The organism is Tsukamurella paurometabola (assembly GCF_900631615.1).
Lineage (GTDB): Bacteria > Actinomycetota > Actinomycetes > Mycobacteriales > Mycobacteriaceae > Tsukamurella > Tsukamurella paurometabola_A.
Genome location: NZ_LR131273.1, coordinates 3,527,719 through 3,540,931 on the forward strand (window position 1 = coordinate 3,527,719; position 13,213 = coordinate 3,540,931).

Sequence of the window (13,213 nt, forward strand, 5' to 3'; positions counted from 1 at the left end):
CCGGAAGACGCCCCCAGATCCGCGCTCACGGCCGATCGCCGCCGGGGCGGACGATCCACCCACCCGGGGCGTCCGCGTCGCGGACGAGCGAGTCGTGACGGGCCGTGGCCCAGGGCACGGCGGCGAGCTTCTGCGACAGCGTTTCGCGCCTGACTCCGACGACGCGCGCAAGCGGGATCTGGGCCATGCCGCCCATCGCTAGGCACCCCACGAGCTCCAGCTCGGCGCGTTCAATTTCGCCGCGAGCGGCCCGCAGAGAGGCGAGCGCCTGATACGCCTCCTGCAGGGTCGGATGCGTGCTCTCAGCGACCTTCTGAAGCGGGCCGAGGGCGCCAGCAGTGACGGTGACGATCCGTCCACAGAGGTGCGGAAGTAGGTCCCGGGCGGCGCGGTTCAGGACGGGGTTTTTGCGAGGCATCATGCACTCCTCTGAGGGTTGATGTGCCCCGCATTGAGGAGGGGCGCGCCGGGGTCGTACAGGGGATCGGTGGGGTCGTACATCCGGGCCTCCTCGATCGGGTTTCCGTCCTCGTCGTCGAGCACGATGACCGGCAGCTCGGCGACCGTGTGGAGCGGCTTCGTCGGGGCGCCACCCCAGAGAGACCAGGACAGCCAATCACCATCCGAGCCCTCGCCCGCGGTCGGAAACTGCCACCCGAATCGCCGCTGGCGCGGAGTGCCGGCGAGTGCCGCATTGAACCTCTGAGCAGCATCATCGACGTTGTAGAAGCCCTGGAACTGAACAGGTTTCCCTTCCTGTCCGGCGATGATCCCGCGGCCCTGCATACCGTCGGTGATGCCCTCGGCGGCTGCCCGCGCGTCGTCTCGATCTGCTTCCGCGAACAGCCGCTCGATGTGTCCGGCGCTTCCCGACTTCGGGCGCCCGACAATGATTCGGTTCGCCGCGTTGGCGGTGATCCGTCCGGGCAGTGAGGAGGCGTACACATGCTGGGTCGAGATCGTCATGAACATCCCGAAGGATCGTCCCTGGGCATACATCTTGCTAACCAGGTTCACCATCTCGTTTGCCGCCATTTGGTCCGCCTTCGAGCCGCTGTTCAGTAGCTCATCAAGGCCCTGTCCCCACTCGTCGATGATGACGACAATCGTCTCCCAGGCGGGCTCAACCCCTTCGGCGAGAAAGAACGGCATGAGGGCCTGACGTCGTGCGAGCTCGTCTGCGAACCAGCGGATGAGGCGCGCGATCGACGCCGGATTCGCGCTCAAGTGGACGACGCCGGGTACACGATTCCGGTAGAGCTCGTCCATGTCGCCGCCAGCCTTGAAGTCGCCGAGCAGAATCTTCGCGCCCTGGAGGCCGAGAGCGGACACCATCAACTTGAGCAGCGTGGACTTACCCGCGCCCGACGTCCCCGTGATCACTGTATGAGGGCGCTTCGCGAGCTCGATAAAGATGCTCTCGCCGTCCGCCGTCACGCCGACGGGCAGCACGATCTGACGTCCCGCGACGATCCGTTCTGCCTCGGTACGCGGACGTACGAGCAGGGTGGGAGACAGAGGCGCTTCCTTCGGAAACGTCACCTCGCGCGTGCGCAGTTCGATTCGCGCAAGATGGCCGTTAGGGACCACCGCGAGGTTTGGGGCCTTGAACTCGGTGGCGAGCTTTCCGCGCGCGCGTACGAAATCGTCGATCGACTGCCCAGAGAGAGGTTCGACAATGATCTCGGGACCGCGGTGCCCGTTGCGAATCTCTTTAACCTTGGGCGCAGTGCCGGATCCTTTAGTCACCTGAGTCAGGTTCGCCGCGTGGAAAGTTCGCGCCCTAGTGGCGCGGGTTTGAAGTTGTTGGACGGTTCGCCTTCTCGAGGATCTGCTCGGCGGTCTTGGTCCAGACGAACGGCTGTGCTCTCGGGTTCCAGCCGTCGATGAACGCCCGGATCTTGGCGTTGAGGTCCTGGACGGAGGTGAACACGCCGCGCCGGATGGCCTGTCGTTCGACGATCCCGAACCAGGCCTCGACGAGATTCATCCAGGAGGCGTGTGTCGGGGTGAAGTGCACGACGATCCGGGGATGCTTGGCGAGCCAGGCCTTGACGTTCGCATGCTTGTGAGCTGCGTAGTTGTCCATCACCAGGTGCAGCTCGACCGGGTTGCCGTCGGAGTCGAGCACGTCGCGGTAGGCCCGCTCGATCTGACGCAGGAACGCCAGGAACTCCTGGTGCCGGTGCTTGGGTTTGAGGGCGGCGGTGACCTTGCCGGTCGCGATGTCGAGGGCGGCGAACAAGGTGGTGGTGCCGTGCCGGTAGTAGTCATGGGAGCGGCGTTCGACCTTCCCGGGCTGGGTCGGCAGGATCGGCACCGTCCGATCCAGGGCTTGGATCTGCGACTTCTCATCCACGCACAGCACGATCGCGTTCTGAGGCGGGTTCAAGTACAGGCCGCAGATGTCGGTGACCTTGCCGACCAGCTCGGGGTCGGTGGAGAACCGGAACGATTCGGCCTTGAACGGTTTGATCCCGTACGCGCGCCACGCCCGCGCCACCGCGGCCGGCGACACCTTGATCCGGGCGGCGAGCAGCCTCGTCGACCAATGCGTCACCCCAAGGCTTTTCGGCGGCGGCGTGAGCGTTGCGACGATGATCGCATCCTGATCGAGCTCCCGCGGCCGGCCTGGCCGAACCCGATCGGACAGGCCCTCCAGGCCACGCTCGAGATACCGATCCCGCCACGCGATCACCGTCGTCCGGCTCGCATCGACCAACTCAGCGATCCGCTGATTCGACTCACCATCAGCGGCCAGCAACACGATCCGCGCCCGCTTGGCCGCGGACGCCCGCACCGAAGCGGACCGGGTCCACGACTCCAGCACCTCCCGATCACCATCGCGCAGCGTCAACGCCGGAGCAGGATGATTCGCCATGCCTCAATTCTCGCAGGCACCAAACTGTTCAATGATTAACGACACGCGCCACTAGCATGGTCCGCGTCGAGATAGAACCGTCTCACCGGCGGAGGGAACCCCTCCGTCAGATTTTCAGCTCGTCTGCGGATCAGCAGGATCACGAGCTCGCCGTTCGAACCTCGGCGGGCGGCGCGATGAATCTCATACTGCGTCCGAAACTGCTGCGCGACAGCATCGCCGAGCTCCTTGATGTGGACAGTTCCACCAACGGGAAGCGTGATCTCGACGAGGATGTCGCGCCAGCCCGGCTCTGAGCTGCCGATCAGCTTCGCAATCCCGTAGCTCCCGGCGGGAAGGTGAATCGACGTAAGCCAATCGGACTGCGTGAGCCGCCAGTTCCAGATCGAGACCCAGCGCTCGGCTACGGTTCCCTCCGGCTTTGCCTGTCCTCGCTCGGGAACCGGCAGGTGGATTTCCTCGACGTCGCGAGCCAGCGCAATGAGTTCGTTGGCGTCCGCCTGCAGGCGAGCCTTCTGTGCGGCCTTACCGTCTGTCGTCGGCTCGACCGGCTCGACCGGCTCGACCGGCTTGACCGGCTTGACCGGCGCGGTCTCCTCGGCCTTCGGACGACGCGCGGGCTTCCGTTCCGGCGGTGCGGGCTCAGGCGCATCGACGACCTTCGGGACGCCGGTAAGCCGTGCAAGTGGATTGCTCATTTCCACACCACCGCGCCGTCCTCGTCGTCCTGGCTCGCGGCGGCGGAATTATTCGTCACCGTGACGTGCAGCAAGCCACTTGAGTGATCGCGCTGCACGATCGGCGGCATCGCCGCGCGGACCTTCCACGCCTTGAGCAAGGCGGCCAGCTTCTTGGTGAGTTCTTCCTCGCCAACGGAGGCATGCGCGGCGGCGATGACGATCCGCGCGTCACCCTCACCGAGCGGCTCGATCCGGACGACGTCCAGCCAGTAGCTCGGGACCGGCTCACCGGTGACCTGGTTGTTGGTATAGGTGACCCACCGGAAGTCCTTGCAAACCTTGTGCAGCCGCGCATTCGCGATGGACGGTCCCCCCGACTCGTCGGCAACGGCGGCGAGTGCGCTGCCCTCGGGCGCGGAGAACCCGCCGGTCACAGCCTGATTCTTCGCGAGTGCGACCGCCTCCTCGGTCGTCAGATGCGGCTCGCTCACGCACACCGAAGTGGGATCGAACGGCGGAATCTCCGCGCCGATCGAAGCGAGATCTGCGTACCGCGCACGGTGAGCGGACTCGGCCTGAGTGAGCCGCTCGTGGACGGCGTGCTGATAATCAGCCTCAGCGAGCTGGTAGCCCGCGACCGGCCAGTCGAGCCGCTTCGCAGACCTTCGCGCGAACCATGCAACCGCCGCGCCCACGACCACGATGGAGACCTGTTCCGAGGTCGCCAGGCCACCGAGCGGTACGCCAAGACCAGCCAGTAGGAGAGCCCCACCGAGCACGCCGAAAGCGACCGACCCGGCCCGCTCCCGGCGAGCCTTCGCGACCGCCAACCGCGCCGCGGGCCCCGCCGGATCACGACCGGGAGGAACCGCCGAGTTGTTGATCAAGCCCATCGCGGCGATGAGGACAAGTAGGCCGCCCGCCAGCGCGGGAATGAGCACGCGGGGCTCCTTGAACGCGCGCGACTTCGCCTTCGGCGACGACCGATAGTCGGCCTCCGCCTCATTCATGATCTTGTCGATCTCCGCGGCCGAGCACGCGAGTCCGCGCGGGCTGTCGCAGGCGGCAGATGAAGTGGTCGGCGCGGGGGTGGAGGGCTGGTTCTGAGAGGCCGAGCAGCCGCCCAGAACCAGCCCGCCGAGCGCGATGGCGGCGATTAGGAGTGGCTATGACAGCTTGAAGAGGCCCCGGCTCGACGGCTAGACCTGGCCCCGTTTGCGACTCGCCGGTGGTGTTGCGACGGTTTGATCTGGCCCCACCTGATGGTTGCTCGTGAACATCGTTTCCGAGCCGAAGCAGGTGGTGGCCAATGATGGGATCGAAGGTGGAGCTGTTCGCGCAGATCCGGCGGGACGCCCGGGTCGAGGGCATGAGTATCCGGGCGTTGGCTCGCAAGCATGGCGTGCACCGGAGGACGGTGCGGCAGGCGTTGTCATCGGCGGAGCCGCCGCCGCGGAAGACGCCGGAGCGGTCGTCGCCGCGGTTGGACCGGTTCAAGGCGGCGATTGATGAGATGTTGCGGTCGGATCTGGATGCTCCGCGTAAGCAGCGGCACACCGCGACGCGGATCCGGGAACGCCTGGCGATCGAGCACGATGCGGTCGAGTTGTCGTATTCGACGGTGCGGGACTACGTGCGGGTCCGGCGGGCGCAGATCGAGGTGGAGGCCGGCCGCCGCCGGGAGGTGTTCATCGCCCAGGACCACGCATCCGGGGCGGAGGCGGAGGTCGACTTCGGCGAGGTCTGGGTGATCCTGGGCGGGGTGAAGACCAAGTGCCACATGTTCGTCTACCGGCTCTCGCACTCGGGCAAGGCCATTCACCGGGTCTATCCGACCGGCGGGCAGGAAGCGTTCCTCGAAGGGCACGTCGAGGCGTTCCGCGAGCTCGGCGGGGTCCCGACCCGGCATATCCGCTACGACAATCTCACCTCGGCGGTGGTCGCGGTCCTGCAGGGCGGAGACCGGCGGCGACAGGAGAACCCGCGGTGGACGTTGTTTCACTCGCACTACGGATTCGATCCGTTCTACTGCCAGCCCGGCATCGCCGGGGCGCACGAGAAGGGCGGCGTTGAAGGCGAGGTCGGATGGTTCCGCCGCAACCGGCTGACCCCAATGCCGCAGGTCGAGTCCCTCGATGAGCTCAACGAGCAGATCAAAGCCTGGGAGGACCGCGACGAGGGCCGCCGGATCGACGGACGACTGCGCACCATCGGCCAGGACTACGAGCACGACCGAGCAGCGCTCGCGCCGCTGCCGGTGGAGGATTTCGACCCGGGCCTGATCCTCACACCACGGGTCGATCGGTCGGCGATGATCACCGTTCGGATGGTGAAGTATTCGGTGCCGGCGCACCTGATCGGCCGCCGAGTCCGCGTCTCACTACAAGCCTCCCAGCTGCTGGTCTACGACGGCCGGACCCTGGTCGCGCGGCATCCACGGGTCGCCGGCCGCGGCACCGCGAAGATCGACCTCGACCACTACCTCGAGGTGCTCAAGTTCAAACCCGGTGCCCTGCCGGGATCAACGGCGTTGGCGCAGGCCCGCGCTGCCGGGGTGTTCACCGCCAGCCATGATGCGTTCTGGGCCGCCGCCCGACGAGTCAACGGCGACACCGACGGCACCAGCGAGCTGATCGACGTCCTGCTGCTGCACCGCAGCCTGCCCGCCGCGGCGGTGATCGCCGGCATCGATGCTGCATTGCGGGTCGGGGCGGTGAGCGCCGAGGTCGTCGCCGTTGAGGCTCGCCGCGCCGAAGCCCGCCTGCTCGCGCACGCCTCGGTCGCTGCCGACCAGACAGGTGGGGCCAACGCTGGCCGTCATCTCGATCGCCATGCCGAACGACGCGAGCAACGAGTTGTCAGCCTCACCCAACGACGGCTCGCAGACCCCGCGGCGGTGATCGCCGGCCTGCCACCCGACCGGCGACCGCTGCCCAGCGTTACGGCCTACGACCGCCTGCTCCCGCAGCACCGGCGACGCACTGCCTCCGACGCGCTACCTGCGTCGCTGGACCCACCACCGATTGAGTCGCTGGACCCACCACCGATTGAAAGGCCCACCCGGCTATGACCGCAACCGCCAATAAGAACCAGACGAATGCGCTGGCCCCGTCGTTGCGCCGCCGGGGCGGCCTCACCGAAGAAGCCGCCCTCGCCGCCGTTGACCAGGCCTGCCGGCGCCTACGCCTGCCGACAGTGCGGTCGATGATCGACCAGCACCTCACCGCCGCCGCCAAGCAGCAATTGTCCTACCAGGGGTTCCTCGCCGAACTCCTGCTCGCCGAAGTCGACGACCGGGACCGCCGCTCCACTGTTCGCCGCGTCAAAGCCGCGGGGTTCCCGCGGGAGAAGTGGCTGGCGGACTTCGACTTCGACGCCAACCCCGACATCGAACCCGCCACCATCCACCAGCTCGCCACCGGCGACTGGATCCGCCACGGACTGCCGCTCTGCCTCATCGGCGACTCCGGAACCGGCAAATCCCATCTGCTGATCGGATTGGGAACCGCTGCCGCCGAGCAAGGCTTTAGAGTCCGCTACACCCTCGCCACCAAACTAGTGAACGAGCTGGTCGAGGCCGCTGACGAGAAGCAGCTCGCGAAGACCATCAACCGCTACGGCCGCGTTGACCTGCTCATCATCGACGAGCTCGGCTACATGGAACTCGATCGCCGCGGCGCCGAACTGCTCTTCCAAGTCCTCACCGAACGCGAAGAGAAGAACAGCGTCGCGATCGCTTCCAACCAGTCCTTCTCCGGCTGGACTGACACCTTCACCGACCCACGACTCTGCGCCGCGATCGTCGACCGGCTCACCTACCGCGGCACCATCATCGAAACCGGCACTCACAGCTACCGCCTGGCTCACACCGAAGCAGCAGCTACCGCGGGCTAAGCGCGGCGTTCGTCCTTGACTACCGACAGATGCCGGCGCAAGGCCCGGTTCTGGTGAGTGACATAAACCACGGTCCACCGGGTCGTCAGGTTCGGCAGTCGCTCCCCGTCTTTAATCTTCACCCGGACCGATACCTGATCACCGAGCTGATCATCACGCGCGATCACGAACTCGGCATACGCACGCACCGACTCGCGATCCCAACCAGTCGGCGCAACCACACTGCGCACCCGCGGCCGCCCATCCACACCCCGGACTCTAGCGGCTCAGGGCCCCACTCAGGTGGGGCCGAATGAAACCGCCCTACCGGGGCCAGATCAACTTGACATAGCCAGATTAGGAGAGTGGAGTGGGCCCGCCGCCACGGCGCGTTCTGGGGGGAGGTCATGCCACCGATGATGTGGGCCCCGGGGACACATAGCAAGGCCAGAACATCATCTGACCTGCGATGATGATGGGCAGAAATCCTACAGCGAAGGACGTGACAACCGGGCCGGCGTCACGCCCAGGCAGGGTCACGAGAACTACAACCGGTCCTACAAAAATTCGGACAAAACCCAATCCAGGCCGGAACTGTGAGAAACATCACAGCCACGGCTTGGTGTCACTCTCCGACCGCGCGAGGTGTCGAGCCGCCGCACGTCCAGGTGTCTTCGTCGACAAGTAGTTAGGGCTCAGTCGAGCGTCGGGTGCCAGCCGAACAGTGCGCGGTGGTGCAGCGCCTCGGGAGGCTCGGGGATATTCTCGTCGCCCGGCTGGGCCAACGCGCTTCCGAGTAGCCCGTTGTACCCCTCCGCAGCATTCGGCTTGTTGCACAGAATGACACGCGAGAATGCATCGACATAACCGAGCGCGCAACGTAGGAGACTCAGGCCGAGCGTCGGGACGTCGGCGACGAGCGTGCTCGGCCCGAACGCACGTTCAGGCATCGCCCGATAGGCCCCCAAGTCGTCGTAGTGCTGTTGCGTCAGTCCGTTGCTTGAGTTCGGTAGGAGATCGGGTACCTTCCCCAACTCGATCGCGACCAGCTTGGTGGATCCGTAGGAACGCGCGAGCCATGCTCCCGCGGGTAGGACACCCCCGTGCACCCTGTTGCGCAGTTGCTTCGCGATCCACGCGTACTTCTGTAGGCGTTCCACATCGACGAGAAGACTCGCGTCATAGTTGGGTCGAACGTGCTTATCGATGAATGCTGCGGAATCGAGTGACTGCCGGGACTTTCCGAGCTCCACGCTCGGGTTGAGTAGATGCTCGTAGAGCCTGCCAAACATGTCAAACGCCGCCGATAGGTACAGCAACTCACGGTCGAGCGCCTCCGATGTCGCCTCAGTGACGTCGACTTGGTTCTGCCCGTCCTGCCCGTTCGAGAGTGCGGCCAGGAGGCCGTCGAACGCTCGGACAGCTCGGCACAGTCTGATCTCGACAGTTTCGAGTGCCTCGACCGTGGCGAACTGAAGCATGCACCCCGCGATGATCTTAAGTAGATGAAAGTAGCGCAGTCCGCTGATCACTCCGTCCCTGTAGAGGTCGTGAACGGAGCGAGACTGCGTCGTGCGCGTCCACTCTCCCCAGCTATTCGTCCCGCGTTCCACGCGGGTCACCGGGTTGTGCTTCACGCGGAAGTAGTGCCCGATCACTGCGACCGCTTCATCCGGGCGCACGGCGAGCACGATGTCGTTGTCCTGGACGTCGGCGCGCCCGGCTGTAACGGCGTTGGTAACGATGACGTCGATCTGTACCGCGCCTGCTCCGGCTGCGTAAGCCGCGGCGCGGTGTCGGTCGCCCAGTGGGATCGCCGGTACCCCGTCTGGCATATCGCTCTCATCCAACTGGGAGTACACCCCGAAGAAGTGCCCACTCGTCCAACAGAACACCTTTCCGTCCTGGTTCAGCGTCACAGGCACGCGCGAGGTGTCGAGCAGCCGCTCACTGTCGTCCACGGAGGTGTACGTGATGCGTGCGACCACCGCAGAGGGGAGCAATGTCAACCATTCGCAGGGCACTTCGTCTTCGTTCTGAACCAGGAGATACGGCTCGACCTCGTCGCGCGTAAGCAGCTCAGGCAGGTAGCCGTCTGGAGGTGTCGGGACCGTCGCGACGTCGATCCCGAGCCGCACAGGGCGAGTTGCGGGTCGCAGCGGGAAGAGCGGGGTGTGTTCGGCTCGCTTACCTGTCGGCGGGCGGACGTACCTCATGAACCGGTAGTTCGGTTGCCCCTCGGGGATGACGACCATGCGGAAATGATCGCAAGCGAACGGTAGGTGCGAGGCACATTCGATCCTCTGGCACGATCCAGGCATGGGCAGTTCTGGACACCGGGTCGTGATCGAGGATGCTGACGGAGCGTTGCGCGCCCTGTGCAAGATCCAGATCCTTGCTGACGGTGGGTACTCGGTGATCTGCCCATACCACAGCGCGCGGGAAGGCTGGCTCTTCAAGATCCCGATCGGACTTGGTTACGGTCCTCAGAACGGTAAGTGGGCATCAGTCGAAGATGCTGTTCACTACACGGCATCCGACCACGTCAAGCTGTCGCACCACAGGGACGGACTCGTGCAGTTCAGCAGCGAATCCAAGGGGACGATCCGCTCCGGTATCAACGTGCTCGGCCTCCCGAGGGGGATCGGCGTCTTCTCAGTGCCGATTGATGTAGGGGTTACGACCGGCCCCGCCTTTGGTCTGTCCGCCTGGGGCCTCGGTGACTACTCAGAAGTAGACGCCCTGCGGAAGTCTGATCTCGTATTCCGCATAGCAGATATGGACTTCCAATCGTGTACCCCCGGAACCGCTAACGGCTACTCGCTGGAGGGATGGCTACTATCCAAGGAGTGGCGAGGAGGCATCCATGAAGGTACTGGCGACAGTCGAATACGGCTGTGCGGGACGACACCCGCGGGTCAGTCGAGGTCCATCGAACTCCGTGTAATCCAACTACGGGGGACCGAGTCATTCGTTGGAGTGCAAGTACGAAGGATTCATCAGAGATTCCCAGATGCTTCAGGGTTCTGGTTCGGCGGACCGAGGGGGCGCGAGGGCGATCAAATTGTCGCTGCCTATCCGCGACCGGACGGTACCTTTGCCGACGCTGAGAGCCTTGACTACAGGCCATGATCTCTGCCCTGGACACGGAAGCGCGTTACCGCCCGAATAGCTGGATGACCGGGCTGTGTGGCCACTCCTGCACCGCCTGTCGTGGAGCCGCTTCGGGTGCTCCACGACTTGCCGCGAAGGCAGCGTCCGGAGATCGAGGAAGATCGGCTGATGACGGGCGGTGGACAGAGCTTGCTGCATCTTGTTCACCGTGAAGAATGTGCCGCCTCCCGCTGGCGCTAGCCGTGCCATCATCACGTGTCGCTTCAGGGAGAGGAACACTTCGTCCGCCAAGTCATCGGCGGGGGTGGCGGTTGATCGCGGCGCATCCGGCAACGCTACGACCGGGTGGGGTGGACGCGGGCAGTATTTCATCTTGCAGTCCGCAGTCAGTCCGCAGTAGCTCCGGTGCGGCTCGTCGCTCGCCAATGTCACCAACGGCCTGACATGCAGGAATCCAACGCGTCCAACGTTCCCGGCGTAATCAAACGCCCAGGACGTAGTTCCGCTTCAATGTGTAGACCCGCAGTTCAGAGCCGGTAGGAGCGGGCTCAGTCCGCAAAAGCGGTTTCGTGGACCACTCGGCAATCGGGGGCCGTCCGTGAGCACGAAATGAGCACGGATTCGCGTCGGTTGGTGTCGATCTATGTCGACTCAGGTCTGTCATCGTCGCAGCTCATTGCCTCCTGGCGATTACTGACTGCGTTGACGAAAGAGTTCGAGTCTCACCGGGGGCACTACCGCATCACCAGATGATGTCGCTGACGCTCGCCAGCGGTGAGTGGTCGGCGAGGCTCTCCGGCGCCGCGTAGGTGTCGCCGGTGTGCAGCTGGTCCGGGAAGCGCAGCTTGGTCCGTTCCTCGATCGTCGGCAGACTCACTTGGTAGGCGCGGAACTCGTCGAGGTCGAGGGCCTCGAGCCGGTCGAGGTTCTGGGTGAGCAGGAATCCACGGGCAACGAGCTTCCCGTCGCCGACGAACGCGACGACCTTGAAGAACTCGCGGGGAAGAGCGACGCCCCGGTAGGTGCGGTCGTCGTCGCCGAAGACGGGCCCGCCGAAGACGCTGACCTTGAGGTTCTCCGCCTCGGTGTCGGTGAGGACGGCGTTCTCGATGAGTCCCCAGATGCCTTGGCGGGCACTCTGGTTGAAGTCCTCGACCTGCGGGGAGATGTTCGTGTAGTAGAACGAGTCGGTGTTCGCCTGCTCGGCCTCGGACGGGCTGCCCCAGGTGAGGTCTGCTCGGCGAGCGACGTGTCCGCGGTCGATGCGGTTACCGGAGTACAGCTCGTTCCCGACCTGCGTGTCCTCGGGGAGGCGCGGATCCTTGACGAACTTCGAACCGCTGCGGTCGATGCTCGTCAGACTGGTGCCGTCGATGTTCCAGGCGACCCAGCGGGTGAGGCGCCGCGATCGGCTCTGCGTCAGCGAGAAGTGCGTGTAGTCGATGATCGGGCTGCCGTCGACCTCCACGGCGTCGTCGGCCAGGCTCGCATCCACCGCGGGGACGGGCACCGCGGTGCTGAGGAAGTCGGGGTCGTACCCGGCGCCGATCCGCGCCGCCGGGGCGGCCTGCGCGGCGGGGGCACCGGCGGGTGGCGTGAGGGTGATGCCGAGCTTGGTGAACACGGACGTGCCGAGGCAGGCGAGCGCGTGCTCGTCCGGGCTGCCCGTGGCCTCACCGCCGAAGTGGAGGCCTGCGAAGACTCCTGTGGGGCGGCCGTTGGCGGCTTTGAACAGCCAGACGGCTCCGGAGTCTCCGCCCATGCTGATCTCGTTGTCGGGGGCCGGGTTTCTGGGGTCGGGGCCGATCTCGAAGCCGCCGACCTGTCGCTCTCCGACGTTGCCGCCGTAGTCGATCTTGACGACGACGTCGATGCGGCGCACGAGACCGTGGGTGACGCCGGTGGTGCGGCCGCTCTTGACGACCTTGTCGCCGAGCTCGGGTTCGCCGAGCTCGGTCGGCGCGACTGTCAGCCCGAGCGGTTCCGGGGTGTAGCCGCGGTCCTCGATGGTGGCGACGGCACAGTCGCCGGCGACCCCGAGGTGGGAGCGGTACAGCACCCCGAGCCGGTTGTCGTCCACCCGGTCGTCGTCGTAGGCGCCGGGCTGGACGACGGTGTCGCCGACCTTGCCGTCGGGGCCGTTGAGGACGTGCCAGTTCGACAAGATCAGCGGGGTGCCGTCGGTGCGGTCGTAGACGATCGCGCCGATGGTGCCGGCGGAGACCTTGACGTTGCCGACGCTGATGCCGGGGCGGATCGGGTCCAGGCGAGCCTTGGCCTCGGCCGGTGCCGCCTCGGGTTCGGCGACGATCCGGTACGAGAGCTCGTAACTGCGCTCGAGCACATCCGTGGGCACCGCTACGCCGTCGACCTCGACCGACTCCGGCAGCAACGCGGTGCCCAGGCTCTCGAGCGCCTCGGGCGCCACCTTCCGGCGCACGGTGAACTGCACCGCGACGGTATCGGTGGGCTTGCCGTCGACGACCTTGTGCCCGATGCCGACCGAGGTCACATTCGGATCGGCGAGGAAGTCGGAGGCGCGGGCGCGCACGTATCTGCGCAGCGCTTCCGTGGAAGCGCGGGGCGCATCCTTGGCCTGCTGGGTCGACGGTGCTGCGGGCTTCCGTTTGTTTCCGGCCATAACTTCAACGGTAGGTGAGATTCG

General features: G+C 65.7%; 11 protein-coding genes. 3 read left to right on the forward strand and 8 right to left on the reverse strand.

Going from position 1 to position 13,213, the window contains the following annotated elements:
* Nucleotides 1-25 precede the first annotated feature (25 nt).
* The 5 genes from ELY19_RS17660 to ELY19_RS17680 are packed head-to-tail and all read right to left on the reverse strand — an operon-like array spanning nucleotide 26 to nucleotide 4,571.
* Nucleotides 26-418, reverse strand: a complete 393-nt coding sequence (locus tag ELY19_RS17660; RefSeq protein ID WP_126197397.1) for a hypothetical protein — start codon at nucleotides 416-418, stop codon at nucleotides 26-28.
* Nucleotides 418-1,749: an FtsK/SpoIIIE domain-containing protein gene (locus tag ELY19_RS17665; protein WP_164711640.1), complete on the reverse strand. Its 1,332-nt coding sequence runs from the start codon at nucleotides 1,747-1,749 to the stop codon at nucleotides 418-420. The genes ELY19_RS17660 and ELY19_RS17665 overlap by 1 nt, the downstream gene beginning before the upstream one ends.
* Nucleotides 1,750-1,783: 34 nt before the next feature.
* Nucleotides 1,784-2,881 carry an IS630 family transposase gene (locus ELY19_RS17670; protein WP_126194392.1) on the reverse strand — a complete coding sequence of 366 codons (1,098 nt, stop codon included), beginning with the start codon at nucleotides 2,879-2,881 and terminating at the stop codon, nucleotides 1,784-1,786.
* Between the two features lie 35 nt (nucleotides 2,882-2,916).
* Entirely contained in the window at nucleotides 2,917-3,579 is a 663-nt protein-coding gene (locus ELY19_RS23640) for a hypothetical protein (RefSeq protein WP_197715919.1), read from the reverse strand.
* Nucleotides 3,576-4,571 (reverse strand): hypothetical protein, encoded by a 996-nt coding sequence (locus tag ELY19_RS17680; RefSeq protein ID WP_126197399.1) that lies wholly within the window; start codon nucleotides 4,569-4,571, stop codon nucleotides 3,576-3,578. The genes ELY19_RS23640 and ELY19_RS17680 overlap by 4 nt, the downstream gene beginning before the upstream one ends.
* 302 nt (nucleotides 4,572-4,873) lie before the next feature.
* Between ELY19_RS17680 and istA the strand changes: the two genes are divergently transcribed.
* On the forward strand, nucleotides 4,874-6,631 hold the full coding sequence (gene istA, locus ELY19_RS17685; protein WP_227967292.1) for an IS21 family transposase: 1,758 nt from the start codon (nucleotides 4,874-4,876) through the stop codon (nucleotides 6,629-6,631).
* Nucleotides 6,628-7,455 carry an IS21-like element helper ATPase IstB gene (gene istB, locus ELY19_RS17690; RefSeq protein ID WP_068526535.1) on the forward strand — a complete coding sequence of 276 codons (828 nt, stop codon included), beginning with the start codon at nucleotides 6,628-6,630 and terminating at the stop codon, nucleotides 7,453-7,455. The genes istA and istB overlap by 4 nt, the downstream gene beginning before the upstream one ends.
* On the opposite strand, the gene ELY19_RS17695 is transcribed toward istB, so the two are convergent.
* Both ELY19_RS17695 and ELY19_RS17700 read right to left on the reverse strand, forming a co-directional pair.
* A complete protein-coding gene (locus ELY19_RS17695; RefSeq protein WP_126195759.1) occupies nucleotides 7,452-7,703 on the reverse strand; it encodes a hypothetical protein in 252 nt (83 codons plus the stop codon). The genes istB and ELY19_RS17695 overlap by 4 nt on opposite strands.
* A gap of 426 nt (nucleotides 7,704-8,129) precedes the next feature.
* Nucleotides 8,130-9,689 (reverse strand): hypothetical protein, encoded by a 1,560-nt coding sequence (locus ELY19_RS17700; protein WP_126197400.1) that lies wholly within the window; start codon nucleotides 9,687-9,689, stop codon nucleotides 8,130-8,132.
* Between the two features lie 64 nt (nucleotides 9,690-9,753).
* On the opposite strand from ELY19_RS17700, the gene ELY19_RS17705 reads away from it, so the two are divergent.
* A complete protein-coding gene (locus ELY19_RS17705) occupies nucleotides 9,754-10,566 on the forward strand; it encodes a hypothetical protein (RefSeq protein WP_126197401.1) in 813 nt (270 codons plus the stop codon).
* 724 nt (nucleotides 10,567-11,290) lie between these two features.
* Here the strand turns inward: ELY19_RS17705 and ELY19_RS17710 are convergent.
* On the reverse strand, nucleotides 11,291-13,189 hold the full coding sequence (locus ELY19_RS17710; protein ID WP_126197402.1) for a DNA/RNA non-specific endonuclease: 1,899 nt from the start codon (nucleotides 13,187-13,189) through the stop codon (nucleotides 11,291-11,293).
* Nucleotides 13,190-13,213 lie beyond the last annotated feature (24 nt).

What these genes read in the sequence shown, in the direction of transcription:
- ELY19_RS17710 (WP_126197402.1), bottom strand. Translation starts at nt 13,189, where the DNA reads ATGGCCGGAAACAAACGGAAGCCCGCAGCACCGTCGACCCAGCAGGCC.
- istA (WP_227967292.1), top strand. Translation starts at nt 4,874, where the DNA reads ATGGGATCGAAGGTGGAGCTGTTCGCGCAGATCCGGCGGGACGCCCGG.
- ELY19_RS23640 (WP_197715919.1), bottom strand. Translation starts at nt 3,579, where the DNA reads ATGAGCAATCCACTTGCACGGCTTACCGGCGTCCCGAAGGTCGTCGAT.
- ELY19_RS17700 (WP_126197400.1), bottom strand. Translation starts at nt 9,689, where the DNA reads ATGGTCGTCATCCCCGAGGGGCAACCGAACTACCGGTTCATGAGGTAC.
- ELY19_RS17670 (WP_126194392.1), bottom strand. Translation starts at nt 2,881, where the DNA reads ATGGCGAATCATCCTGCTCCGGCGTTGACGCTGCGCGATGGTGATCGG.
- ELY19_RS17660 (WP_126197397.1), bottom strand. Translation starts at nt 418, where the DNA reads ATGCCTCGCAAAAACCCCGTCCTGAACCGCGCCGCCCGGGACCTACTT.
- istB (WP_068526535.1), top strand. Translation starts at nt 6,628, where the DNA reads ATGACCGCAACCGCCAATAAGAACCAGACGAATGCGCTGGCCCCGTCG.
- ELY19_RS17680 (WP_126197399.1), bottom strand. Translation starts at nt 4,571, where the DNA reads ATGAATGAGGCGGAGGCCGACTATCGGTCGTCGCCGAAGGCGAAGTCG.
- ELY19_RS17705 (WP_126197401.1), top strand. Translation starts at nt 9,754, where the DNA reads ATGGGCAGTTCTGGACACCGGGTCGTGATCGAGGATGCTGACGGAGCG.